At 71.3% G+C, this 24,513-nt stretch carries 22 protein-coding genes and 1 tRNA gene; 9 read left to right on the top strand and 14 right to left on the bottom strand.

The annotated features are described in order from the left end of the window. Positions 1-16 precede the first annotated feature (16 nt). Genes AB0I79_RS24760 through AB0I79_RS24740 form a run of 5 tightly spaced genes read left to right on the top strand, consistent with a single transcriptional unit; the run spans position 17 to position 5,271 of the window. The gene (locus AB0I79_RS24760) at positions 17-1,282 is read left to right on the top strand and encodes a hypothetical protein (RefSeq protein ID WP_357876709.1); all 1,266 of its coding nucleotides are present in this window, start codon (positions 17-19) and stop codon (positions 1,280-1,282) included. Continuing rightward, complete coding sequence (locus AB0I79_RS24755; RefSeq protein WP_357876707.1) at positions 1,279-2,187, top strand: hypothetical protein; 909 nt, start codon at positions 1,279-1,281, stop codon at positions 2,185-2,187. Before AB0I79_RS24760 ends, AB0I79_RS24755 begins: the two co-directional genes overlap by 4 nt. Continuing rightward, on the top strand, positions 2,184-3,038 hold the full coding sequence (locus AB0I79_RS24750) for a sulfotransferase (protein WP_357876705.1): 855 nt from the start codon (positions 2,184-2,186) through the stop codon (positions 3,036-3,038). Before AB0I79_RS24755 ends, AB0I79_RS24750 begins: the two co-directional genes overlap by 4 nt. Beyond that, positions 3,026-4,273, top strand: coding sequence for a lipopolysaccharide biosynthesis protein (locus tag AB0I79_RS24745; RefSeq protein ID WP_357876704.1), 1,248 nt, complete (start codon positions 3,026-3,028; stop codon positions 4,271-4,273). Before AB0I79_RS24750 ends, AB0I79_RS24745 begins: the two co-directional genes overlap by 13 nt. Then, on the top strand, positions 4,270-5,271 hold the full coding sequence (locus AB0I79_RS24740) for a sulfotransferase (protein ID WP_357876702.1): 1,002 nt from the start codon (positions 4,270-4,272) through the stop codon (positions 5,269-5,271). The genes AB0I79_RS24745 and AB0I79_RS24740 overlap by 4 nt, the downstream gene beginning before the upstream one ends. Here the strand turns inward: AB0I79_RS24740 and AB0I79_RS24735 are convergent. The 12 genes from AB0I79_RS24735 to AB0I79_RS24680 all read right to left on the bottom strand — a co-directional run bounded on the left by AB0I79_RS24735 (position 5,225) and on the right by AB0I79_RS24680 (position 16,591). Continuing rightward, complete coding sequence (locus AB0I79_RS24735; RefSeq protein ID WP_357876700.1) at positions 5,225-6,013, bottom strand: WecB/TagA/CpsF family glycosyltransferase; 789 nt, start codon at positions 6,011-6,013, stop codon at positions 5,225-5,227. The two genes, AB0I79_RS24740 and AB0I79_RS24735, sit on opposite strands and share 47 nt — an antisense overlap. A gap of 140 nt (positions 6,014-6,153) precedes the next feature. Beyond that, a complete protein-coding gene (locus AB0I79_RS24730; RefSeq protein ID WP_357876698.1) occupies positions 6,154-7,038 on the bottom strand; it encodes a glycosyltransferase family A protein in 885 nt (294 codons plus the stop codon). Then, positions 7,035-7,931: a sulfotransferase gene (locus tag AB0I79_RS24725; protein WP_357876696.1), complete on the bottom strand. Its 897-nt coding sequence runs from the start codon at positions 7,929-7,931 to the stop codon at positions 7,035-7,037. Before AB0I79_RS24725 ends, AB0I79_RS24730 begins: the two co-directional genes overlap by 4 nt. An 86-nt stretch (positions 7,932-8,017) precedes the next feature. Beyond that, positions 8,018-9,280, bottom strand: a complete 1,263-nt coding sequence (gene cysN, locus AB0I79_RS24720) for a sulfate adenylyltransferase subunit CysN (RefSeq protein ID WP_357876694.1) — start codon at positions 9,278-9,280, stop codon at positions 8,018-8,020. A gap of 2 nt (positions 9,281-9,282) precedes the next feature. Next, the gene (cysD, locus tag AB0I79_RS24715; RefSeq protein WP_357876692.1) at positions 9,283-10,197 is read right to left on the bottom strand and encodes a sulfate adenylyltransferase subunit CysD; all 915 of its coding nucleotides are present in this window, start codon (positions 10,195-10,197) and stop codon (positions 9,283-9,285) included. Positions 10,198-10,217: 20 nt separating this feature from the next. Continuing rightward, positions 10,218-10,982 carry a 3'(2'),5'-bisphosphate nucleotidase CysQ gene (locus AB0I79_RS24710; RefSeq protein ID WP_357876690.1) on the bottom strand — a complete coding sequence of 255 codons (765 nt, stop codon included), beginning with the start codon at positions 10,980-10,982 and terminating at the stop codon, positions 10,218-10,220. After that, positions 10,982-12,439: a sugar transferase gene (locus AB0I79_RS24705; protein WP_357876688.1), complete on the bottom strand. Its 1,458-nt coding sequence runs from the start codon at positions 12,437-12,439 to the stop codon at positions 10,982-10,984. Before AB0I79_RS24705 ends, AB0I79_RS24710 begins: the two co-directional genes overlap by 1 nt. 107 nt (positions 12,440-12,546) lie before the next feature. Then, positions 12,547-13,131 carry an aminoacyl-tRNA hydrolase gene (pth, locus tag AB0I79_RS24700; RefSeq protein WP_357876686.1) on the bottom strand — a complete coding sequence of 195 codons (585 nt, stop codon included), beginning with the start codon at positions 13,129-13,131 and terminating at the stop codon, positions 12,547-12,549. An 86-nt stretch (positions 13,132-13,217) separates the two neighbouring features. Further along, positions 13,218-13,850 carry a 50S ribosomal protein L25/general stress protein Ctc gene (locus AB0I79_RS24695; RefSeq protein WP_357876684.1) on the bottom strand — a complete coding sequence of 211 codons (633 nt, stop codon included), beginning with the start codon at positions 13,848-13,850 and terminating at the stop codon, positions 13,218-13,220. A 99-nt stretch (positions 13,851-13,949) separates the two neighbouring features. Continuing rightward, positions 13,950-14,927, bottom strand: coding sequence for a ribose-phosphate diphosphokinase (locus AB0I79_RS24690; protein ID WP_357876682.1), 978 nt, complete (start codon positions 14,925-14,927; stop codon positions 13,950-13,952). Further along, positions 14,924-16,372, bottom strand: coding sequence for a bifunctional UDP-N-acetylglucosamine diphosphorylase/glucosamine-1-phosphate N-acetyltransferase GlmU (gene glmU / locus AB0I79_RS24685; protein WP_357876680.1), 1,449 nt, complete (start codon positions 16,370-16,372; stop codon positions 14,924-14,926). Before glmU ends, AB0I79_RS24690 begins: the two co-directional genes overlap by 4 nt. A 147-nt stretch (positions 16,373-16,519) precedes the next feature. Next, positions 16,520-16,591, bottom strand: a tRNA-Gln gene (locus AB0I79_RS24680). 265 nt (positions 16,592-16,856) lie between these two features. On the opposite strand from AB0I79_RS24680, the gene AB0I79_RS24675 reads away from it, so the two are divergent. The 4 genes from AB0I79_RS24675 to AB0I79_RS24660 all read left to right on the top strand — a co-directional run bounded on the left by AB0I79_RS24675 (position 16,857) and on the right by AB0I79_RS24660 (position 21,821). Further along, positions 16,857-17,795 carry an acyl-CoA desaturase gene (locus tag AB0I79_RS24675; protein ID WP_357876678.1) on the top strand — a complete coding sequence of 313 codons (939 nt, stop codon included), beginning with the start codon at positions 16,857-16,859 and terminating at the stop codon, positions 17,793-17,795. Between the two features lie 106 nt (positions 17,796-17,901). Continuing rightward, a complete protein-coding gene (locus AB0I79_RS24670) occupies positions 17,902-18,807 on the top strand; it encodes a TetR family transcriptional regulator (RefSeq protein WP_357876676.1) in 906 nt (301 codons plus the stop codon). Between the two features lie 118 nt (positions 18,808-18,925). Next, positions 18,926-20,986, top strand: a complete 2,061-nt coding sequence (locus AB0I79_RS24665) for an RNA degradosome polyphosphate kinase (protein WP_357876674.1) — start codon at positions 18,926-18,928, stop codon at positions 20,984-20,986. Further along, on the top strand, positions 20,979-21,821 hold the full coding sequence (locus AB0I79_RS24660) for an NUDIX hydrolase (protein WP_357876672.1): 843 nt from the start codon (positions 20,979-20,981) through the stop codon (positions 21,819-21,821). The genes AB0I79_RS24665 and AB0I79_RS24660 overlap by 8 nt, the downstream gene beginning before the upstream one ends. Positions 21,822-21,824: 3 nt before the next feature. Here the strand turns inward: AB0I79_RS24660 and AB0I79_RS24655 are convergent, their stop codons facing one another. Both AB0I79_RS24655 and AB0I79_RS24650 read right to left on the bottom strand, forming a co-directional pair. Continuing rightward, positions 21,825-22,997 carry a cytochrome P450 gene (locus tag AB0I79_RS24655; RefSeq protein WP_357876670.1) on the bottom strand — a complete coding sequence of 391 codons (1,173 nt, stop codon included), beginning with the start codon at positions 22,995-22,997 and terminating at the stop codon, positions 21,825-21,827. Further along, positions 22,994-24,472: a CYTH and CHAD domain-containing protein gene (locus AB0I79_RS24650; protein ID WP_357876668.1), complete on the bottom strand. Its 1,479-nt coding sequence runs from the start codon at positions 24,470-24,472 to the stop codon at positions 22,994-22,996. The genes AB0I79_RS24655 and AB0I79_RS24650 overlap by 4 nt, the downstream gene beginning before the upstream one ends. Positions 24,473-24,513: the final 41 nt, after the last annotated feature.

Here is a 24,513-nt window from a genome sequence, read left to right as displayed (position 1 = left end):
ACGTGAAGGGGCCGGCATGACACGGGCCGCGTGGCCCATCGCGGCGCTGCTGGTCGGCTACCCGGTCTGGTGGGCGCTGGGGTTCGGCGGGCTGTCGGTGATCGTGCTGGCCGTGCCCATGGCCGTGGTGCTGTGGCGGCGGCGGCCGATCAGGGTGCCCCGCGGGTTCGGGCTGTGGGTGCTGCTGCTGGCCGGATACCTGGTCAGCGGGCTGATGCTGGGCGAGTCACCGCCCGGCACGTACGGCGGGCTCGGGGCGGGCCGGCTCATCGGTTACGGCATGCGGCTGGCGCTCTACTGCTCCGTCCTGATCACCGTGCTGTACCTGGGCAACCTCACCGAGCGGGAGCTGCCGCAGCTCCGCCTGGTACGCATGCTCGGCGTGTTGTTCGTCAGCACGGTCGCGGGCGGGCTGCTCGGCGTGTTCCTGCCCGGCTTCGCCTACACCTCGCCGGTGGAGATGCTGCTGCCGGAGTGGATCAGCGGGAACTCGTTCGTGCAGAACCTCATCCACCCCACGGCCGCCCAGACGCAGAAGGTGCTCGGCTTCGCCTCCCCCAGGCCCGAGGCGCCGTACGAGTGGGCCAACGCCTGGGGCAGCAACGCGTCGGTGCTGCTGGTCTGGTTCGTGGTGGGCTGGTGGGTGTACGGCAGGGCGCGGCACAGGCTCTTCGTGGCCGTGGTGCTCGCCCTGGCCGCCATCCCGATCGTGTACTCGCTCAACCGGGGCCTGTGGATCGGGCTCGGCCTGGCCGTCCTGTACGTGATCGTCCGGGTGGGCGGGCGCACCAGGGCCGCGCTGTGCGGCGGGCTCGCGGCGGCGGCGCTGGCGTTCGCGCTCAGCCCGCTGGCCTCCCTGTTCGCGCAGCGCCTGGACCGGCCGCACTCCAACGACATCCGCGCCTTCACCGTCAGCGCCACCCTCACCGCCGCCGGGCACTCCCCCGTGATCGGGTACGGCAACACGCGCAACGCCACCGGCAACCACCGCACGATCACCACGGGCAAGACCGACTGGTGCGACACGTGCGGGCATCCGCCGCTGGGCAGCGACGGGCAGCTCTGGCTGCTGATCATCACGCAGGGGTTCACCGGGGCCGCGCTGTACGTGGCGTTCTTCCTGGGCGCGATCCGGCGCCACTGGCGCGACCGCAGCCCCGTCGGGCTGGCCGGGGTGCTCGTGATGGGGCTGGTGCTGCTCTACATGTTCATCTACGACGGCCTGGTCACGCCCCTCACCCTCTACCTCGTCTCGTTCGCCCTGCTGTGGAGGAACTCATGAGGGATGCCGCCGTCCGGCTCGGGTACCTCGCGGAGACCGTGCGGCTGCTGTATCCGGGGCCCGGGGCGCCCAGGGAGTACACCCTGCTGCCGCACGCCGCCGTGCCGCGCAGGCTGGCGCCGCGTCGCTGGTGGCACCTCGGCTCCCCGGTCGTGGTGCCCGTCGAGGGCTCCATCGCGGCGCACCTCAGCGAGGTCTTCCACCGGCCGGTCGAGACCGTCCTGCACGTGCGGCCGGCGCTGCGGGCCAACCGCAAGCCCATCCTGGAGGCGCACTCAGGCGGGCGGCGGCTGGCGTTCGTGAAGATCGGCGACAGCGCGCGGGCCCGCGCGCTGGTCGACGCCGAGGCGGCGACGCTGCGCAGGCTGGCCGGGCTGTCCCTGGACACGGTCGCCGCCCCGAGCGTGCTGCACCACGGCGAATGGCGGGGGTTGTCGGTGCTGGCGCTGTCACCCCTGCCGGTGCCCGGGAGGGCGCGCCGCGGCCGGGTGCCTGGCCCGCTGCTGCTGGACGCGGTCAGGGAGATCGCCGGCACCGGCGACGGCCGCCCCGCCTGGCACGGCGACCTCGCGCCCTGGAACATGTGCCGCTCGCACGACGGGCGGCTGCTGGTGTGGGACTGGGAGCGCTACGAGATCGGCGTGCCGTACGGCTTCGACGCCGTGCACCACTTCTTCCAGCGGGCGCTGCGCAGGATGGCGCCGCCGCTCGCGGCGCGGGCGTGCGTGGCGCGGGCCGCGCGGGTGCTGGCGCCGCTCGGGGTGACGCCGTCGGCGGCCAGGCAGACCGCGCTGCGCTACCTCATCGTGCTGGCCGAGCGGCACGCCGCCGACGGTCACGCGCCGCTCGGCCCGCCGGAGTCCTGGCTCAACCCGGCCGTCGATCACGAGGAGCTGCTGACATGAGGACGATGAAGCGATCGGTGCTGTCGCTGTCGCGGGCCACGGGACGGTTCACGTCGGGGGCGCGCCTGCTGCCCGCGTTCCTGATCATGGGTGCGCAGCGGTGCGGCACCACCTCCCTGTACCGGGCGCTGGCCCAGCACCCGCTGCTGCTCAAACCCGTGCTGCACAAGGGCGTGCACTACTTCGACGTCGCCTACTGGCGCGGGATGGCCTGGTACCAGGCGCACTTCCCGCTGCGGGTGGGCGCGGCGCTGCTCCACCACCGGTACGGCATGCGCGCCCAGGCCTACGAGTCCTCCCCCTACTACCTGTTCCATCCGCTGGCCGGGGAGCGCATCGCCGCCGACCTGCCGGGGGTCAAGGTGATCGTCCTGGTCCGCGACCCGGTGGAGCGGGCCGTGTCCGCGCACGCCCACGAGCTGGCCAGGGGGTTCGAGACGGAGTCGCACTTCGAGTACGCGGTGGAGCTGGAGGCCCAGCGCCTGGCCGGGGCCGAGGAGCTGCTGCGTGGGTCGCCGTTCGCGCTGCACCACTCGCACCGCCACCACGCCTACCTCGCCAGGGGCCGCTACGCCGACCAACTCGAGCGGCTGGAGCCGCTGGTCGGCCGCGAGCGCATCCTCGTGCTGGACAGCCACCGCTTCTTCGCCGAGCCTGAGCCCGTCTACGACCGGGTGCTGGACTTCCTGGGGGTGCCGCACCTGGGGTATCCGGCGTTCGAGCGGCACAACGGGCGGGCGCTGCCGCGCCGGGTGCCCCAGGTGCTGGCGCGGGCGTTGCGGGACCACTTCGAGGCGTACGACGCGCGGCTGGCGCGCTGGCTGGGTGGTGAGCCGTCGTGGCGGCGGTGATCGGGCGCAGGGGGCTGGCCGGGCTCGGCGGGGCGGCACTGGGGGCGCTGGCGCAGTTCGTCCTCGTGGTGGTGGTGACCAGGGCGTATCCGGCGGCCGAGGCGGGCGCGTTCTTCACGGCGACCGCGCTGGCGCTCATGGTGTCCGGCATCGCGAAGCTGGACGCCGGGAACGGGCTGATCTACTTCATCGCGCGCGCCAAAACCTACAGCTACCTCGGCATTTCCGGATATATCCGGGCGGCGCTGGTGCCGTGCGCGCTCGTGGCCGCGGTGGCGGCGGTGGCGCTGTACCCGCGGCTCGGGCCGCTGGCCGCGCTGCTGCCGATCATGGTGGTGGCGGACGTGCTGCTGGCCGCCACCCGCGGGTTCGGGGTCATGCGGCCCACGGTGCTGCTCGACGGGGTGCTCGTGCCGGTCGGCCAGGTCCTGCTGGTGGGCGGGGCGGCGCTGGCGGGGGTCTCCGGGTGGGGGCTGACGGTGGCGTGGGGGGCGCCGTACCTGCCGGTTCTGGTCCTGGCTGCGGCCGGGCTGAGGAGGCGGGTGCCGCGGACGCCGTACCTGCCGGGGACGGGGCGGGACCTGTGGCGCTACACGGCGCCGCGGTCGGTGGCGGGGGCGATCCAGGCGGTGTTCCAGCGGGTGGACATCGTCATCGTGGCGGTGCTCGCCGGGCCCGCGCAGGCGGCCGTCTACACGGCGGCCACCCGGTTCAAGGTCGTCGGGCAGCTCGCCAACCAGGGGCTGGCGCAGACGGTGCAGGCCGGGCTGGTCAGGGCGCTGGCCGACGGTGAGCGGGAGCGGGCCGGCGAGCTGTACCAGGCGGCGACGGCCTGGCTGGTGCTGCTGACCTGGCCGGTGTGGCTGGCGTACGCGGCCGCGGCGCCGTGGGTGCTGCGGCTGTTCGGGCCGGCGTACGAGGTGGCGGTGCCCGTGGCGCTGGTGCTGGCCGGGACGATGATGGTGGCGACGGCCTGCGGGATGGTGGACGTGGTGCTGACGGCCGCCGGGCACACCGGGACGAGCCTGGCCAACCTGCTGGCCGCGATCAGCTGCACCGTGCTGCTCGACCTGGCGCTGATCCCGGCCCACGGGGCGCTCGGGGCCGTCGCCGGGTGGGCGGGCGGCGTCATCGTCAAGAACCTGCTGCCCCTCTGGCAGCTCCACCGCCGCTACGGCCTGCACCCCTTCGGCCGCCACACCCTCGCGGCGCTCCGCAGGACGGCGGTCGCATGATCCCGCACGCCGGCGACGAGACAGCCGGCCACATCACCCCGCCTGCCTGTGACAAGACGCCCGACCTCGTCAACCCGCCTGCCTGCGACGGGACCGCCGGTGGCAGGAGCCCCGTGCTGGTCACCGGGCTGCCGCGGAGCGGGACGAGCTGGGTGGGCAGGATGCTCGCCGCCGGAGGCGAGCTCGTCTACGTCAACGAGCCCCTCAACCCCCAGCACCCGCCCGGCCACTGCCCCGGCGTGCTCGACGCGCGGGTGACGCACCGGTTCCAGTACATCTGCGACGACAACTCCGGCGACTGGCTGCCCGCCTTCCGCGACACCGTGGGCCTGCGCTACCACTGGCTGGCCGAGCTGCGCGCGAACCGCTCCCCGTACGACCTGGCCCGCCTGCTCCGCTACGGCACCGCCTTCACGCTCGGCCGCCTGTCGGGCCGCCGGGCGCTGCTGGACGACCCGTTCGCGGTGCTGAGTGCCGGGTGGTTCGCGCGACGGCTGGGGTGCCGGGTGATCGCGCTGGTGCGGGATCCGGTGTCGTTCGTGGCGAGCTGGCGGCGGCTCGGGTGGACGGTGTACTTCCACGAGCTGCTGGACCAGCCGCTGCTGGTCAGGGACCATCCCGAGGTGCTGGAGCTGCGCGCGCTCGCCGGGTCGCGGGACCGCGTGGCCAGGGCGGCCGCGCTGTGGCGCCTGACCCGGTCGGTGCTGGAACGCACGCCGGGGATCCTCGTCACCTCGTACGAGTCGCTGGCCGCCGACCCGGTGCCCGGCTTCCGGCGCCTGTACGCGTACGCGGGGCTGCGGTGGACCCCCGCGGCCGAGCGGCGGATCGTCCGGGCCTGCTGCCGTCCCTCGGGCGGCCCGGGGACGGGCTTCGCGTGGTCGGGCCTGTCACGCACGGCGTACCGGCGGATGGACTCGCGCCAGGCGCTCGCGCAGGGGCCACGCGGGCTCAGCGAGCAGGAGGCAGCCCGCGTCCGTGCCCTGACGGGAACCTGAGCCGGGTGGCCAGGCACCCGGCGAGCAGCCGTACCGCGAACGGCAGGTCGTCGACCAGGTAGCGGCCTGCCAGCCGCCCGGGCTCCCGCACCAGCCGGAACGCCCACTCCAGCCCGGCACGCCCGGCCCACGCGGGCGCCCTGGCGACCGTGCCGGCGGCGAACGCGATGGCCGCCCCGCAGCCCACGAACCACGCCCCCGGCAGCTCCTCCCGCAGCCTGGCGATGAGCCGGTCCTGCCGGGGGAAGCCGAGCCCGACGAACACCAGCCGCGGCCGGGCCGCCACCACCATCCCGCGGACCCGGGCCGCGCCCTCGGGGGTGGCGTCGAACGCGTACGGCGGCGCGTGCGCCCCGCAGACCTTGAGGTCGGGATGGCGGCTCCTGAGCTCGACGGCGGCCCTGCCGGCCACCTCGGGCGGGCCGCCGCCGAGCAGGTAGACCGGCCAGCCGCGGCGGGCGGCGAGCTCGCTGAGCGACCAGATCAGGTCGGCGCCCGTCACCCGCTCGGGCACGGGGGTGCCGAGCAGCCGCGCCGCCCAGACCAGCGGCATGCCGTCGGGGACGACGAGGTCGGCGGAGCACACCAGCTCGCGGAGCGCGGGATCGGCGGCGGCGGCGCGGCAGATGTCCACGTTGGGGGTGACGATCCGCCCCCCGTGCCCTGCCTCCAGAGCCTCGGCGACCCGGCGCACGACCTCGCTCTCGGTCAGCGCGTCCACCCCGACCCCGGCCACCTGCACCCGCGCCGCCCTCGGTCGCTCGCCGCCCACCGGCGCGGCCGCCGCTCTGGCGGACGGCGGGCGGGGTGCGGGCGTGGTCCGGGGCTGGGTCGGGGGCGGGGCAGCGTCCGTGAGGGGCCCGGTATCGCCTGGTGACAGGGTCAAATGCCGTGTCCCCGGTCATGCAGGGCGGACAGCACGGTGGGCGCGGTGACCAGACCCGACGCCACCGCCAGCGCGAGCGGCACGCGTGGCTCCCAGAGCCGGGCGGCGAGGGCGCGCAGCGCCCAGCGGACGGCTGCGCGCCGCTGCCCCAGCGCGGCGTGGCAGAAGGCGAGCTGACCGCGGACCCGCGCCGCACCACGCGGGTCCACGGCCAGCTCGGGATGCCGGGCGAGCATCCACTCAAGCCCGGCTATCCGGTCCGTCCACCGGACCGCGTAATGGGAACCGGCCCAGCGCACCAGCACAAGCGGCCGGTCCACGTGAACGAGCGGCCGCCGCTTGGCGGCGCGCAGGGCCAGATCCCAGTCCTCGTTCTGCCCGCCGGGCGCGCTCTCGTCGGGCCAGAGCAGCCCGCGCGCGAACAGGAACGTCGAGGAGTGCACCATCATCATCCGCGAGCGCACCAGGTCGCCGGCGCTGACGGAGGAGGTGCCCGCGAGGCGGGTCACGCGGCGCCCGCCGTGCTCCACCTCGATCGCGCAGCTGGCGAACTCGCCGCCTGCCTCGTCGAGGGCGCGCACCTGCGCGGCGAGCTTGCCGGGCAGCCACACGTCGTCGTCGTCGCAGAAGGCGATCAGGTCGGTGCCGCAGGCGGCGATTCCGGTGTTGCGCGCGCCGGGCAGCCCCGGCGTGAGCGTGTTGGGCAGGATCCGCACGGGACGCGGAACGCCGGCCACGTCGTGGGGAGAGCGGCCGTCGGCCACCACGACCACCTGCAGCTCGCCCGGGTAGTCCTGCAGCAGCACCGCGTCCACGGCCTGGCGGAGCAGCGAGGGCCGGTCGCCGCGCGTCGGGATGACGACGCCCACCGACGGGCTCACCTCACCACCCCCCAGTAGCCGTAGCGGGCCCTGAGCGGCCAGGTGAGGGCGTTGACGACCCGCCGGTGCGCGTCGGGCAGGCCGGCGCGCCAGGAGTCGTCGCGCCGCAGCTCGACCCGCCCCACGTGGAAGCGCATGGGGTTGCCGGAAGCGGTGTGGGAGGGCCCCAGCCAGGCCGTACGGCCCTGGAGGAACGGCAGCTCGGGCTCGGGCAGCCCGAGCCGCAGCGCCAGCGCCGTCAGGGTCTCGCCAGGCGCGGCGAGCAGGTCCTCGTAACGGACCCGGGTCACGCGGGCGCCGCGCCCCGGGAGCAGCTCCAGCGCGGTGTTCTGGGCCGACCAGTGGAGGGCGGTGCGGGCCGGGCCCCACCGGGTCATCGGCCGCCCGTCCTCGGGCCTGCGCACGGTCCTGCCCCAGGAGTGCGCGACCGCGCGCGGGTCTCTGACCACGTGCACGACGCGCACGTCCACGCCGCTCGCCAGCAGGCAGCAGGCCAGCGACGCGTGCTTGCTGGAGTCGATCACGACCTGTGCCCCGGTCGCGTCGTACAGCAGCCGGTACGCCCGCGCGTACTCGGCCAGATCCGGATGCGCGATCCGCGCGATCCTGCGGGTGCGGTCGATCCTGCCACGCAACAGGACCATCCGCTCGGCCAGCTCGGATCGCCAGCCGCCGAACGCACGCTCCCCCACCTGCCGCCAGAACGGACAGGCGGGGAACGCCGAGCCGCACCCGCAGAGCTCCTCCGCGAGAACCCCCCGGTCCCACAGATGCACCACCTCGCCCAGCGGCACCACCCCGGGAAGCTCGCCAAGGAGCCTCTCGAGCAGCGTGGTGCCGCTACGGCCGAGGCCGCCCAGGTAGATCACCTGGGCGGACGTGCGATCGGTCAACGGAGGAGGGCCTTCCCGTCGTGACAACGGAACGCGACGACCCTACTGCGGAGAGTAAAGGGACGGTAACCCGAACCCCAAAAGATCTACCTGGCGTCGATGACCATGCCGGCGCCGACCGTGGCGTTCGTGGTCTCGTCCACGAGGATGAAGCCGCCGGTGGCGCGGTTACGCGCGTAGTCGTCCACGAACAGCGGCTGCGTGACGCGCAGCGAGACCCTGCCGATCTCGTTCAGGCCGAGCGAGGTGGCCTCCTCGTCGCGGTGCAGGGTGTTGACGTCGAGCCGGTAGTGCAGGTCGCGGACGAGGGCGCGGGCCGTACGGGTGGTGTGCTTGATCGTCAGCTTGGAGCGCGGGCCGAGCTTGACGCCGTCGGCCATCCAGCAGACCATCGCCTCCAGCTCCTGCGCCGCCTGCGGCTGGTTGTTGGGCCGGGCGATCATGTCACCACGCGAGACGTCCAGGTCGTCCTCGAACCGCAGCGTCACCGACATGGGCGGGAACGCCTCCTCGACCGGTCCGTCGAAGGTGTCGATCGAGGCGATCCGTGTGGTCAGGCCCGACGGCAGGTGCACCACCTCGTCACCGGGCTTGAGCACGCCGCCGGCCACCTGACCCGCGTAGCCGCGGTAGTCGTGGAAGGCCGGGTCGGTGGCCCGCTGCGGGCGGATGACGTACTGCACGGGGAAGCGCACGTCGGTCAGGTTGCGGTCGGAGGCGATGTGCACGTTCTCCAGGTGGTGCAGGAGGGACGTGCCGAGGTACCACGGCATGTTCTCCGAGCGGGAGACCACGTTGTCGCCGTTGAGCGCGGAGATCGGGATGAAGGTGAGGTCGGCGATGTTCAGCTTGGACGCGAACGCCGTGAACTCGTCCTTGATCTCCTCGAAGCGCTCCTGGGAGTAGTCGACCAGGTCCATCTTGTTGACGGCCAGCACCAGGTGCGGGACGCGCAGCAGCGAGGTCAGGAACGCGTGCCGCCGCGACTGCTCCAGCACTCCCTTGCGGGCGTCGATGAGCACGATCGCCAGGTCGGCCGTGGAGGCGCCGGTGACCATGTTGCGCGTGTACTGGATGTGCCCGGGCGTGTCGGCGATGATGAACTTGCGGCGCGGGGTCGCGAAGTAGCGGTAGGCCACGTCGATCGTGATGCCCTGCTCCCGCTCGGCCCGCAGCCCGTCGGTCAGCAGCGACAGGTCGGTGTACTCGGTGCCGCGGTCGCGCGAGGTGCGCTCGACGGCCTCGAGTTGGTCCTCGAAGATCGCCTTGGAGTCGAAGAGCAACCGTCCGATGAGGGTGGACTTGCCGTCGTCGACGCTTCCCGCCGTGGCAAAGCGCAGAATGTCCATCGTTAGAAGTAGCCCTCTCGCTTGCGATCTTCCATCGCGGCCTCGGAGGAGCGGTCGTCGGCCCTGGTGGCCCCGCGCTCGGTGATCCGGGTGGCCGCGATCTCCTCGATGATCTCCTCGACCGTGGCGGCCGTGGACTGCACGGCGCCGGTGCAGGTCATGTCGCCCACGGTGCGGTAGCGCACCACGGCCTCGAACAGCGGCTCGTCGTCGCCGCGCTGGACGACGTCGGAGTCGGGCAGCAGCATGCCGTCGCGCTCGAAGACCTTGCGGGTGTGGGCGAAGTAGATGGAGGGGATCTCGATGCCCTCGCGCCTGATGTAGTCCCAGACGTCGAGCTCGGTCCAGTTGGACAGCGGGAAGACGCGGATGTGCTCACCCTTGCGGATGCGCGAGTTGTACAGGCTCCACAGCTCGGGGCGCTGGTTCTTCGGGTCCCACTGCCCGAAGTCGTCACGGAAGGAGAACACCCGCTCCTTGGCGCGGGCCTTCTCCTCGTCGCGCCTGGCACCGCCGAAGACGGCGTCGAACTCGTGCTCCTCGATCGCGTCGAGCAGCGTGGTGGTCTGCAGGCGGTTGCGCGAGGCGCGCCGGCCTGTCTCCTCGACCACGCGGCCCTGGTCGATGGAGTCCTGCACGCTGGCGACGATCAGCCGCGCGCCCAGCTCGGCGGAGCGGCGGTCGCGGAACTCGATGACCTCGTCGAAGTTGTGCCCCGTGTCCACGTGCATGAGCGGGAACGGGATCGCGGCGGGCCAGAACGCCTTCTCCGCGATGCGGAGCATGACGATCGAGTCCTTGCCTCCGGAGAAGAGCAGACAGGGACGCTCGAACTCGGCAGCCACTTCTCGCATGATGTGAATGGCCTCTGCTTCGAGCACGTCGAGCTGCGACGTCGTGTAGTCGCGCTGCAGCATGGAGCTCCCTCCGGCGGGTTCTAGCGGTGCAGGTCCCGGATGCCGGCGAGCAGGGATGCCGCCAGCTCCGGTAGGGAAACCAGAATATCTGGTAGTGAGGGGTCGGCTTGGTTGTAGGTGGCCTCCGAGCCGTCGATGCGGCTCGCGTGGGCCCCGGCGGCCAGCGCGACGGCGACGGGCGCGGCGGAGTCCCACTCGTACTGGCCACCGGCGTGCACGTACGCCTCCACCTCGCCGGTGAGCACCGCCGAGATCTTGGCCCCGGCCGAGCCGATCGGCACGAGGTCGGCCCCGACGAGGTAGGCCAGCTTCTGCACGAACTCGGGCGGCCGGGTGCGGCTCACCGCGATGCGGAAGCGGCCCTTGTCGAAGGAGGGCAGCTCGGGCGGCTCGGCGGTCGTCAGCGTGCGCCCCTGCGCGGGCAGCGCCACGGCCCCGGCGGCCAGACTGCCGCGCTCCCACAGCGCCACGTGCACGGCCCAGTCGGCCCTGCCCTCCTCGGAGAACTCCCGGGTGCCGTCAAGGGGATCGACGATCCACACCCGCTCGGCCTTCAACCTCCGGGGGTCGAGGCGCTCCTCGCGGGTGGCCTCCTCCGACAGCACGCTGTCGCTGGGCCGCAACCTGGCCAGCGACTCCATGAGGTAGACGTGAGAGGACCTGTCGCCTTCGGCCCGCAGCGCGGCGGAGTCGGAGAACCCCACGCGCTCGCGGACCCGCAACAGCCTCTCGCCCGCCTCGGTCGCCAGGTCGGCGGCCAGGGCGTGGTCGTCGCGAATCGTCATCAATATGCTCCTTGCCCGCGGGCGACGGCCGACCAAGTCTTCCACAGGATCTGGAGGTCCAGGGTGAGGGACCAGTTCTCCACGTAACGCAGGTCGAGACGCACGGATTCCTCCCACGATAGGTCAGATCTACCGCTGACCTGCCACAGCCCGGTCAGCCCAGGGCGTACGAGGAGTCGTCTGCGCACGTCGTCACCGTAGCGTGCCACCTCGTCCGGCAGCGGCGGCCGGGGGCCGACGAGCGACATGTGGCCGCGCACGACGTTGAGGAGTTGCGGCAGCTCGTCCAGCGAGTGCCTGCGCATCAGCGCGCCGAGCGGCGTGACCCGCGGATCGTTGCGGATCTTGAACAGCACGCCCTCCCGGTCGCTCACCAGGGTGATCTTCTGCTCCTCCGAGCCGCGCCGCATCGTGCGGAACTTCAGGATCGTGAACAGCCGCCCGTCCCTGCCCACCCTGGTCTGGCGGAACAGCGCGGGCCCCGGGCTGGTCGAGCGCACCGCCACCGCCAGCCCCGCCAGCAGCGGCGAAAGCAGCACCAGCAGGACGGCGGCCACCAGCCGGTCGAAGACGTTCTTGACGAGCTGCCTGGCCCCGGCCAGCTCGGGGTGCTCGACGTGCAGCAGCGGCATGCCCGCCACCGGCCTGATCGTGGTGCGCGGGCCCGCCACGTCCATCAGCGCGGGGGCCACGACGAGCTCGGTGTGGCTGCGCTCCAGCCGCCAGGCCAGCCGGCGCAGCGCCTGGCCGTCCATCTCGGGGCAGGCGAGCACGGCCACCGTGTCGGCGTCGAAGTGCTCGACGGCGAGGGGCACGTCGCTGAGGTCGCCCGCGACGGGCACCTCCTCCAGCCGCCCGCCGGCGTGCCCGCCGGGCAGGCAGGCGGCCACGACGTCCATGCCGTGGTGGCGTTCCCTGCGGAACAGGCGGACCAGCTCGGCGATCGAGGCCGCGTGGCCCACGGCGACGACCTTGCGCATGCACGCCCCCGCGGCCCTGCGGCGGTACAGCGAGCGGCGCAGGGCGTGCCTGAAGATCAGCGTGAGCAGCGTGACCAGCGGCAGGGCCAGCACGACGTAGCCGCGGGCGACGTCGGTCTTGGTCACGTAGGAGCCGATGGCCGTGCCTGCCGTCAGCGCCATGCCGGCCTGGACGACCCGGCGGAACTCCTCGGAGCCGACGCCGAGCATGCGCGGCTCGTAGGCGCGGCTGAGCGCCACCGCGCAGCACCACACCAGCGGCAGCGCCAGGCTGACCAGCAGGTACGGCAGCACGTACGGGGTCAGCCCGCCGAACCTGACCGTGAACGCGGCCCCGGCCCCGAGCCAGGCCCCGCACAGGTCGCCCAGCACGGCTCTGAGCCGGTAGGAGTGGACCCAGGAGGGCGTGCGCGGCCTGCTTCCCCATGTGACCCCTTGACCAGACCAGACGACGGTCAAGAGCTCGTGGCCGCGCACGCCTTGCCTCCAGGAGGTGTTGTGTGACGAACGATCTCCCTGAACGGACAGTCACAGATAGTAGCCGCGCGAGAACCGGCAGACTGGCGAACGACCCTATGCGGTGATCAGCGAGGAGGGCCGGAAATGTGCAGATCAGACCGGTGGAAATCGTTCTGAGTGACTTCCAGGCCGCGGGTCATCAGCGACTCCACCACGTCGGCCGCCCGGTCCACGAGGAAGGGCAGGTCCTTGCGCTCCATGGTGGCGAAGTCGCGCAGCACGAAGGAGGCCGGGTCCATGCGGCCGGGCGGGCGCCCGATGCCGAAGCGGACGCGCAGGTAGTCGCGGGTGCCGAGGACCTTGGTGATCGACTTGAGGCCGTTGTGGCCGTTGTCGCCGCCGCCGAGCTTGGCGCGCAGCGCGCCGTACGGCACGTCCAGCTCGTCGTGGACGACGATCAGCCGCTCGGGGCCGATCTTGTAGAAGTCGGAGAGCGCCTTGACGGGCCCGCCGGAGAGGTTCATGTAGGTCAGGGGCTTGGCCAGGATGGCGGCGCTCGTCTCGCACACCTCGGCCCTGCTCTTGTGCGCCTTGAACCGCCCGCTCGCCCTGGCGGCCAGCTCGTCGAGCACCATGAAGCCCGCGTTGTGCCGGTTGCCCGCGTATTCGGCCCCCGGGTTGCCCAGTCCGGCGATCAGCCAGCGATCCATGCCCTGCCCCTCATGTACGACCCCTCATATGCGGAAACGGGACGGCTCGAGTCCGGCCGCCCCGTTCACGAATGAACCCGTCGCGCTTACTCGGCGGCGGGAGCCTCCGCGCTCTCGCCCTCGGCGGCGGCCTCGGCGCTCGCGCCCTCGGCGACCTCCGCCTCGGTCTCCTCCACAGCCTCGGTCGGCTTGTTGATGACCTGGAGGATGACGGTCTCGGCGTCGGCGACCAGCGTGGCACCCTTCGGGAGCTTGAGGTCGGCGGCGGTGACGACCGTGCCGATCTCCAGGCCCTCGACGTCGACCTCGACGCCCGTCGGGATGTGGGTGGCCTCGGCCTCCACGGCGACGGAGACGAGCTGCTGGTCGAGCAGGCCCTCGGAGTTGACGTCGCCGACCGTGGTCACCGGGATCTCGACCGTGACCTTCTCGCCGCGCTTGACCAGGAGCAGGTCGACGTGCTCGACGAAGCCCTTGATCGGGTCGCGCTGCACGCCCTTGGGCAGGGCGAGCTCGTCGACGCCGTCACCCTTGAGGTGGATCAGCACGTTCGGGGTGCGCAGGGCGAGCAGCACCTCGTGGCCCGGCAGGGTCAGGTGCTTGGGGTCGATGCCGTGCCCGTAGAGGACGGCGGGCACCTTGTCGGCGCGGCGGATCTTGCGAGCGGCGCCCTTGCCGAACGTGGTGCGCGGCTCAGCGGCGATACGTACTTCGGACACGACATCTCCTAGGGATGCGGTAGTCGGATGGTCTTCGGCGCTCACCCTCACCCGCCCTAGCGGAAGGCGTTACGAGCGCAACCTCGACAGTCTATCGGCTCAGGTGTCGCCTTCGAACAAGCTCGTGACGGAGCCGTCCTGGAAGATCTCCGTGATCGCGCGGGCGATGAGCGGCGCGATCGACAGCACGGTGAGCTTGTCGAACCTGGCGGCCTGCGACAGCGGCAGCGTGTTGGTGACGATGACCTCGGAGATCCGGGAGTTCTTGAGGCGGTCGACGGCCGGGTCGGAGAAGACCGCGTGGGTGGCGGCCACGATGACGTTGGTGGCGCCCTGCTCGTACAGGGCGTCGGAGGCCTTGCAGATCGTGCCCGCGGTGTCGATCATGTCGTCGATCAGCACACAGGTGCGGCCCCGCACCTTGCCGACGACCTCGCTGACCTTCACCGAGTTGGCCACGTCGAGGTCGCGGCGCTTGTGGATGAACGCCAGCGGCGTGCCGAGCGTGTCGGCCCAGCGCTCCGACAGCCGCACGCGGCCGGTGTCGGGCGAGACGACGGTGGTGTTCTCCAGGTCGAGCTTGTTCTTGAGGTAGCTCTCCAGGACCGGCATGGCGAACAGGTGGTCCACCGGGCCGTCGAAGAAGCCCTGGATCTGGGAGGTGTGCAGGTCGATCGACATCAGCCGGTCGGCACCCGCGGTCTTGAACATGTCGGCGATGAGCCTGGCCGTGATGGGCTCGCGGCCGCGGCCCTTCTTGTCCTGACGGGCGTAGCCGTAGAACGGCATGACCACGGTGATGCGCTTGGCGGAGGCCCGCTTGAGCGCGTCGACCATGATGAGCTGTTCCATGATCCACTTGTTGATGGGCCCGGTGTGGCTCTGGATGACGAAGGCGTCGCAGCCGCGTACGGACTCCAGGTAGCGGGCGTAGATCTCACCGTTGGCGAAGTCGATGAGCTTGGTGGGGGTGAGGGAGACGCCGACGTGCTCGGCGACCTCCGCGGCCAGCTCCGGGTGGGCTCGCCCGGAGAAGAGCATGAGGTTCTTCTCTCCGGGCTGCTTGATGCTGGTCACTGCTGATTCTCCTGCTCTTGCTCGGCCAGCGCCCGCTCCGCGTGCGCGGCCGACTTCGTGCCCGCGCGCCTGCGCAAGACCCATTTCTCGATGTTGCGCTGTCGCGCTCGTGCCACGCCCATCGCGCCCGGCGGGACGTCGTCGGTGATGGTCGAACCCGCCGCCGTGTAGGCGCCTTCGTTGACCGTCAAGGGAGCGACCAGCATGGTGTCGCACCCGACGAACGCGCCGTCGCGCACGGTGGTGTGGTGCTTGTTGACCCCGTCGTAGTTGACGAAGACGGTGGAGGCGCCGATGTTCACGTCCTGGCCGATCGTGGCGTCACCGGCGTAGGTCAGGTGCGGCACCTTGGAGCGCTCGCCGACCTTGGTGTTCTTCATCTCGACGAACGTGCCCGCCTTGGACTTGCGGCCGAGCACGGTGCCGGGGCGCAGGTAGGCGTACGGCCCGACGCTGGCCTCCGGGCCGATCTCGGCGTGGTCGGCGACGGCGTTGCGGACCACCGCGCCCTCGCCGACGAGGGTGTCGGTCAGCGTGGTGGCGGGGCCGACCTCGGCGCCGGACTCGATGACGGTGGCGCCGTGGAGCTGGGTGCCGGGGTGGATGACGGCGTCGGGGCCGATGCGCACGCCGACGTCGATCCAGGTGCTGGCCGGGTCGATGATCGTGACCCCGGCGCGCATGTGCCGCTCCAGCAGGCGCTGGTTGAGCACCTTGCGGGCGGCGGCGAGCTGCACGCGGTCGTTGACGCCCTCGACCTCGACGAAGTCGCCGGCCACGCAGGCGCCCACCCGGTGACCGTCGCGGCGCAGGATGGCCAGGACGTCGGTGAGGTACTCCTCGCCCTGGGCGTTGTCGGTGGACACGCGCTTGACGGCGTCGGCCAGGAGCAGGCCGTCGAAGGCGTAGATGCCGGAGTTCATCTCCTTGATGGCGCGCTGCTCGGCGCTGGCGTCCTTCTCCTCGACGATCTCCAGCACAGCGCCGGCCTCGTCGCGGATGATCCGGCCGTAACCGGTCGGGTCGGGCACCTCGGCCGTCAGCACGGTGACCGCGTTGCCCTCGGCCTCGTGCCGTTCGAGCAGGTCGGTGAGGGTCTGGGTGCGCAGGAGCGGCACGTCGCCGTACGTGACGAGGACGGTGCCGGAGATCGTGCCGACCTCCTCGATCACGGTGCGCACGGCGTGGCCGGTGCCGCGCTGCTCCCGCTGCACGACCGCGCGGGCGTCGGGGCTGGTGGCGGCCAGGTGGCCGCCGACCTGCTCCAGCGCGTGGCCGATGACGACGATGAGCTGCTCGGGACCGAGGTCGCGAGCGGCGGCGAGCATGTGGTCGACCAGCGCGCGGCCGCACACCTCATGCAGGACTTTCGGGGTCTGGCTCTTCATTCGGGTGCCCTCGCCGGCGGCGAGGACGATCACGGCTGCCGGGCGCGGCACACTCACGGGCTGAGGCTCCCTGTGACTGGACGGATCGGGCTTCGGTACGTCAACTACTCAGGGCGTTCGGTACGTCAACCGCACCGCTACCCTCCCGACACCGTGAGGATACCTGGCCGCCCCCAGAACATTCTCTGGGGGAGGTCTTCAAGGCTCCCGGAAGAGGACTCGAACCCCTACAAAGTGGACCAAAACCACTTGTCCTGCCGATTAGACGATCCGGGACAGATCGGACACGTGATGTCCGACACCCCTCTACGATACCGACCCCGCACCCGCACGCGCGCCCGTATTACCCCTCACGCATGTCCTGCCTGCGCGCGGGTAACAGACAGGCCGAAAAGACGCAAGACACGAATCCCACTCACCTTGCCCCGGCTCGCAGCACCTTCTCACCATTCCGCCCTCAGGACTTCCTTACTTACGCTTGCGTAGGTTACGGTTGCGTAGCCCGGACATTCAATCTCATACATGCCCTTGGAGGTCGCCGATGACCGTTGTCGCCGAGCGCTCTGCACCTGCCCCCAAGCCCGATTTCGAAGCCGATCCGAAGTCGAAGTCCGAACTGATCACCTTCGGCCTGGTCGTCGGACTGCCTCTGGTCGCGATCGCGGCCGCCGTGCCGTTCGCCTGGGGGTGGGGACTCGGCTGGACGGACATCGCCATCGCCTTCGTCTTCTACGTGGTCTCCGGCCTGGGCGTCACCGTCGGCCTGCACCGCTACTTCACGCACGGCTCCTTCAAGGCCAAGCGGCCGCTGAAGATCGCGATGGGTATCGCGGGCAGCCTGTCCCTGGAGATGTCCGTGCTGGACTGGGTGGCCACGCACCGCAAGCACCACAAGTTCTCCGACAAGGAGGGCGACCCGCACTCGCCGTGGCGCTTCGGCCCCGGCTTCAAGAACATGGCCAAGGGCCTGCTCTACGCCCACATGGGCTGGCTGTTCGAGAGCGAGCGCACCAACAGGGAGAAGTACGCCCCCGACCTGTGCAAGGACCAGGACGTGCTGAAGCTGCACAAGTGGTTCGGCCCCATCGCCCTCACCTCGATCCTGCTGCCCGGCGTGCTCGGCATGCTGTTCACCTGGTCCTGGCAGGGCGGCCTGACCGCGCTGTTCTGGGGCTCGCTCGTCCGCATCGGCCTGCTGCACCACGTGACCTGGTCGATCAACTCGATCTGCCACGTCTTCGGCGAGGAGGACTTCCAGGTCCGCGACAAGTCCCGCAACGTGTGGTGGCTGGCCATCCCGTCCTTCGGCGAGTCGTGGCACAACCTGCACCACTCCGACCCCACCTGCGCCAGGCACGGCGCGCTCAAGGGTCAGATCGACCTGAGCGCCGGCCTGATCCGGATCTTCGAGAAGCTGGGATGGGTGTACGACGTACGCTGGCCGACGCCCGAGCGGCTGGCGGCGAAGCGCATTGCCTAGCGCCCCTCAGCTCGCCGACGGCCCCCGGCTTGCCGACGACCCTCGGCTCGCCGGCGGCGTTCAGCCGGTGAGCGGCGGTGCGGGCATGGCCGTCATTATGGAAACCGTGACCGAACCCCGATCTCGCAGGCGCATGTCCGGAAGCGAGCGAAGAGAGCAGCTGATCCGCATCAGCCGCACCCTCTTCGCGGAGAAGGGGTTCGACGGGACCTCTATCGAGGAGATCGCAGCGACCGCACAGGTGTCCAAGCCCGTGGTGTACGAGCATTTCGGCGGCAAGGAAGGCGTCTACGCGGTCGTCGTCGACCGCGAGATGCAGAAGCTGCTCGGCATGATCACCGAGGCCCTCGCCGCCTCCCACTCCCTGGTCAAGCTGGAGCGGGCCGCGCTGGCCCTGCTCCGCTACATCGAGGAGAGCAGCGAGGGCTTCCGCATCCTGGTGCGCGACTCCCACGCCGCCTCGGGCACCGGCACGTTCGCGAGCCTGATCAGCGAGATCGCCAGCCAGGTCGAGGACGTGCTGGCCGACGAGTTCGCGGCCCGCGGCTACGACCCCAAGCTGGCCCCGATGTACGCCCAGATGCTGGTCGGCATGGTCGCCCTGACCGGCCAGTGGTGGCTCGACGTGCGCAAGCCGGGCCGCGAGGAGGTCGCCGCCCACCTGGTCAACCTGGCCTGGAACGGCCTGACGGGGCTCAACCCCAACCCGACGATCACGGCCACGAGCCGGGCTCTGACGAGCGCGGCCAAGCCGCCGCAACCGCGCCCCGCCAGCGAGAAGGAGCTGCGCGAGCTGGAGAAGGCCCGCGAGAAGGAGCTCAGGGAGGCGGAGAAGGTCCGCCAGAAGGAGCTCAAGGAGGCCGAGAAGGCCCGCGTTCGCGAGCTGAAGGAGCGCGAGCGGCTGCTGAAGGAGGCCGAGAAGGCCCGCGAGCGGGAGGAGAAGATCCGCCAGCGGGAAGCCCGCCTGGCCGAGCGCGCCGCCCGTCTCGAACAGGTAGATCATCCCGAGTGACTCTTGAACAGAATGGGCGCGGAGAGTGACGATTGGGTTGAGCAGGGCTGACCTTCACGGGTGAGCCGTTGCGGCTACGTTAACGTTCTGTTCAACCAAACGGGGCAATATACGCCATATGTCCGCGGAACCGTTCGAGCCTGCCAATGACCTGCCCCTGCCACAGGAGCGCTTTCTCAACCGCGAAGAGAGCTGGCTCCAGTTCAACCTACGCGTGCTCGAACTGGCCGAGGACCCCTCGCTGCCGCTGCTCGAACGGGTGCGCTTCCTGGCCATCTTCGCCAGCAACCTGGATGAGTTCTTCCGGGTCCGGGTGGCCGGGCTCAAGCGGCGGATGGCCACGGGCCTGCTGCTGCGCACCAAGAGCGGGCTCAAGCCGCGCGAGGAGCTGGTGCGGATCGCCGGGATCGCGGACGAGCTGGCCCGGCGGCACGCGGCGGTCTTCCACCGGCAGATCTGCCCGCAGCTCGCGACCGAGGGCATCGAGATCGTCCGGTGGGACGATCTGGGCCGCGAGGAGCGTACTGAGCTGCGCAAGCTGTTCAGGGAGCGGATAAGGCCCGTCCTGACGCCGCTGGCCGTCGACCCCGCCCACCCGTTTCCGTATATTTCCGGGCTCAGCCTGAATCTGGCGGTCCTCGTGCGTAACCCGGCGACCGAGCACACCGTGTTCGCCCGGGTCAAGGTCCCTTCGCAGCTGCCCAGGTTCGTCCAGGCGTCGAAGGACCGGTTCGTACCGCTCGAGGACGTCATCGCCGCCCATCTGGGGCAGCTCTTCAAGGGCATGGAGATCCTCCAGCACCACGTCTTCCGCGTGACCAGGAACGAGGATCTCGACGTGGACGAGGACGTCACGGAGAACCTCATGCAGGCCCTGGAGAAGGAGCTGCTCAGGCGGCGCTTCGGGCCGCCCGTGCGGCTGGAGGTCGAGGACACGATCACGCCCGAGGTGCTGGCGCCGCTCGTGGAGGAGCTGGAGCTGGCCCCGCACGAGATCTACCGGCTGCCGGGGCCGCTCGACCTGACCGGCCTGCACGCCATCGCCGACCTCGACAGGGGCGAGCTGAGCTACCGGCCGTTCGTGCCCGCCGAGGTGATCAACGCCGAGGACGACATCTTCTCGACGCTGCGCGAGCGCGACATCCTGCTGCACCACCCGTACGACTCGTTCGCCACCAGCGTGCAGCGCTTCATCGAGGTGGCGGCCGAGGACCCGAGGGTCCTGGCGATCAAGCAGACCCTCTACCGGACCAGCGGCGACTCCCCCATCGTCAACGCGCTCATCGACGCGGCCGAGGCGGGCAAGCAGGTGGTGGTGGTCGTGGAGATCAAGGCCCGCTTCGACGAGCACGCCAACATCTCCTGGGCCCGCAAGCTGGAGCGGGCCGGCTGCCACGTCGTCTACGGCGTGGTCGGGCTGAAGACTCACTGCAAGCTCGCCCTCGTCGTCCGCCAGGAGCCCTCGGGCGAGCTGCGCCGCTACTGCCACATCGGCACCGGCAACTACAACCCCAAGACCGCCCGCCAGTACGAGGACTTCGGCCTGCTCACGGCCGACCCGCTGGTCGGCGAGGACGTGACGGACCTGTTCATCCACCTGACCGGCTACTCCCACCACTCCGCCTACCGGCGGCTGCTGGTCGCGCCGCACTCGATGCGCAGCGGGCTGGTGGCCAGGATCGAGCGGGAGATCGCCCACCAGCAGGCCGGGCGGCCCGCGCGGATCAGGATCAAGACGAACTCCCTGGTGGACGAGCCGATCATCGACGCGCTCTACCGGGCGTCCAGGGCAGGCGTCCCGGTGGACCTGTGGGTACGCGGCATCTGCATCCTGCGTCCGGGCATCCCCGACCTGTCCGAGAACATCCGCGTGCGTTCGGTGCTGGGGCGGTTCCTGGAGCACTCCAGGGTGTACGAGTTCGGCCTGGGCAGGCGGCCCGAGGTGTGGATCGGCAGCGCCGACCTGATGCGCAGGAACCTGGACAGGCGCGTCGAAGCCCTGGTCAAGGTGACCTCCCAGCAGCACAAGGCCTACCTCATCGACCTGATGGACCAGGCCATGGCCGAGACCACGACCACGTGGTGGCTCAACTCCGACGGCACATGGGTCCGCCATCAGGGCGAGGACATGCAGAGCCGCCTCATCGGTACGCGTCGATGGAGGACCGTTGATGACTGACCTGCTCCGCGCCGCCGGAGCCGTGGTCTGGAGGGGCGACGAGAGCAGCCCCGAGGTGGCCGTCATCCACCGCCCCGACTATGACGACTGGACCTTCCCCAAGGGCAAGCTGAAGCCCGGGGAGCACGTGATCGCCGCGGGCCTGCGCGAGGTCCGCGAGGAGACCGGCCTGACCGTGCTGCTCGGCCGCGCGCTGCCGCCCGTCCACTACATGAGCGCCGGCCGGCTCAAGCGGGTCGACTACTGGGTGGCGCGGGCCGTCGCCGACGACGGGTTCGAGCCCGGCGAAGAGGTGGACGAGCTGCGCTGGCTGCCCGTGGCGCAGGCCAGGCGGCTGCTGACGTACGAGTGGGACGCCGGGCTGCTGCGGGCGCTGGGCGCCGCGCCGCTCGGCACGGTGCCCCTCCTCCTCGTCCGGCACGGCTCGGCCGGCTCCAGGAACGAGTGGCAGGGCGACGACGCCGCCCGGCCCCTCGACGCCGACGGGGCCTCCCAGGCGGAGAACCTGGCCACCGCGCTGCCCGCCTACCGGCCCGAGCTGCTGCTGAGCTCGCCCAGCGCCCGCTGCGTGCAGACGCTGGAGCCGTACGCGGCCGAGGCGGGGGCGGAGATCAGGGTCGAGCCGCTGCTCAGCGAGGAGAGCCAGGACCCGGAGAAGACCCCCGCGCTGGTCGGGAACCTCTCCGCGCCCGCGGCCGGGTGCAGCCACGGCAAGGTGCTGCCCGGCCTGATCGAGGCCCTCAGCGGCAAGGACGTGCACCTGCGCAAGGGCTCGTTCGGGGTGCTGCACAGGGCCGGTGGGCGGGTCGTCAGCGTCGAGCGCTACCCGACCTGAGCCTCACCAGGTGACGGGCAGCTCGGCGTACCCGTCGGCGATCCTCCCCTCGGTGCGGGGCAGCTCCCGCTCCGGCACGGCCAGGCGCAGCGTGGGGAAGCGCTGGAACAGCCGGCCGAAGACCGCCTCCAGCTCGACCCTGGCCAGGCCGGCGCCGATGCAGAAGCGGGGGCCGTACCCGAAGCTCAGGTGCGGGTCGGTCAGCGGGCGGCGCAGGTCGAACGCGTCCGGATCCGGATAGGTCCGCTCGTCCCGGTTGGCCGCCCCGGGTGTGATCACGACGGCCTCTCCCTTGCGGATCGTCAGGCCGCCGATCTCGATGTCCGCGTGCGCGTACCTGGCCAGGCCGTGCAGGCTGGGCGAGGCCAGGCGCAGGATCTCCTCGACCGCCCCCGGCGCCAGCCCCGGATCGGCCTTGAGCAGGTCGAGCTGGCCGGGGTTGGCGAGCAGGAGCAGCACGCCGAAGTCGATGCGGTTGACGGTCGTCTCGTGCCCGGCGAACAGCAGCGAGCCGGCCAGCTCGGCGATCGTCCCGTCGTCGTCCAGCTCTCCGGCCAGGTCCGACAGGACGTCCTCGGCCGGCTCGCGCCGCTTGCGCTCGATCAGGCCCGCCGTGTACGCGCTCATCTCGTCCATGGCGGCCTGCGCCCGCTCCCGGTCGCGCATGTCGCCCATGCGGTGCGACAGGCCGCTGAAGTACTCCCTGTCCTCGAACGGGACGCCCAGGAGCTGGCAGATGACCAGCACGGGGAGCGGGAAGGACAGCTCGGCGTGCAGATCCACCGGCGGCGTGAGCTTGGCGAGGTGCTCCAGCCGCTCGTCCACCAGCGAGCCGACGTGCCCGCTGAGCCGCTTCATGCGGCGCGCGGAGAAGGCCGGCATGAACAACCTGCGCATGCGGTCGTGCTCGGCCTTCTCCGTGGCCACGTCGCCGCGGGGGCCGCCGAGCAGCGGCGATCCCGACAGGCGTGGCGCGTTGTCCGGGTCCGGGTGAGAGCGTCCGAGCCGGCCGTCGTTGAACAGGGCGCGGGCGTCTTCGTACCCGCTGACCAGCCAGACCTCGTCGCCCGCCGGAGTGCGTACCTTCGCGATGCCCTTCGCCGCCCGCAGTTCCCGGTACGCCTCGGGCACCTCGAGCAGACTGCTGCGTGCGAAGGGGATGGTGGGAAGGTTCATAGAACCTTACTAACCGCTTTGACGGTCTCCTTCCAGACCCGGGGGAACTCGGCGTGCGCCCGCTCGGCGGCGTTGCGCTCGATCCCGATCAGCAGCCCGTACGTGAAGGTGTCCTCGCCCGCCTGCCGGGCGCTCTCGGCCTCCTTGGCCAGCGTCTCCTGCGCCACCACGCCGTCCTGGTAGGTGCCGAGCACCTCCTGGACGTTCTCGGCCAGCTTGGCGAGCTTGCCCAGGTCGGAGCCGAGGCTCGGCTGGAGCGCCTCGGCGGTGTAGCGGGCGCGCTTGGCCGCCTTGCGCACGTCGTGCATGGCGAGCTCGCGGCGCTCCAGGTCCTCGATGGCCTGGGCCTCGTCGTAGCGCTTGGTGACCCGCTTCCAGGTGGCGGCGGCGACACTGCGCAGCTCCGTCTGCGCCGGCCTGGCCGCCGCCTTGCCCAGCGCCGGAGCGGCGACGAGCCGGTCGAGCGAGTCGAGCAGCACGTAGTAACGGTCGCCGCTGAGCGCCTCCTTGATCCGCTCGTACGCCTCTTCTTCGCGTTTGTGCAGGTCCGAGCCGAGCCGGGCCTGAATCGGGCCCGTGACCAGCTCCGGTGCCAGGCCGGCGAGCGCCTCGGTGAACCTGGCCCTGATCACCTCCAGGTCGCGGGCCTCGCCGAGCACGGTGCCGAGCCAGCGCAGCTCCTCCTGCACCTCGCCGGTGTCCGTCACGACGGTCTTGAACGCCTTGAGCGCGCTGCGCAGCCTCCTGGCGGCCACGCGCATCTGGTGGACGGCGTCCTCCTCCGCCCGGCGCACGCGCGGGTCCTGGGAGAGCAGGGCCTTGACCTGGCCCGCCAGGTAGCCGATGACGATCTCACCGGCGCTGCCCGGTTCCGTGGGGGCCGTGGGCAGGGGGGCGGGTTCGAGGAGTTTCGCGAGCTTGCTGGTGGACTCCGAGGCGCTCGCGCCGGCCTTCCTGAGCCGCTTGCCGACCTTGGCCAGCAGTTGCCGGGTACCGCCTTCGAGCAGCTCCGCCTCGACCTCGCGCCAGCGTACGATCTTGGGCTCGGCGCCGTACACGGTGCCCTTGACGCGGTCGTCGGCGATCTCGACCAGCCCGGTCTCGCCGTCCTTCAGGACGGTGACGCTTCTGCGGGTCTCCAGCTCGGCGACCACCTTCAGCTCGGCGCCGCGGGTGTAGGCGCGCACGAGCTCGGCCAGCTCCTGGGGGACGAGCTTGGTGCTGCGGGTGAGCGGGTGGGTGATCTCCTGGCGCACGCCCTTGGCCTTGGGCAGCTTCAGGTGCCAGCCGGCATCGGCGCCGCCCCGCCTTCGCCTCAGCGTGACACCGCGCGCGGCCAGCCGCAGGTCGGGGGTGTCGAAGTAGAGAGCCACCAGCTGGTAGCTCTTGGGGCCGGCGACGTCCGCGAGACCACCGAGGTCGGGGATCTCAAACTCCGGAGGGACGTCGAACTTGTCCTCGATCTCGATGCCCACTACACCTCACAAGTGTCCGATTTCGGACCATGATGCCACCG

It is taken from the genome of Nonomuraea sp. NPDC050202 (assembly GCF_040656115.1).
Classification (GTDB): Bacteria; Actinomycetota; Actinomycetes; order Streptosporangiales; family Streptosporangiaceae; genus Nonomuraea.
Note: the sequence above shows the minus strand (reverse complement) of the source record. Positions and strands in the feature narration are given on the sequence as shown.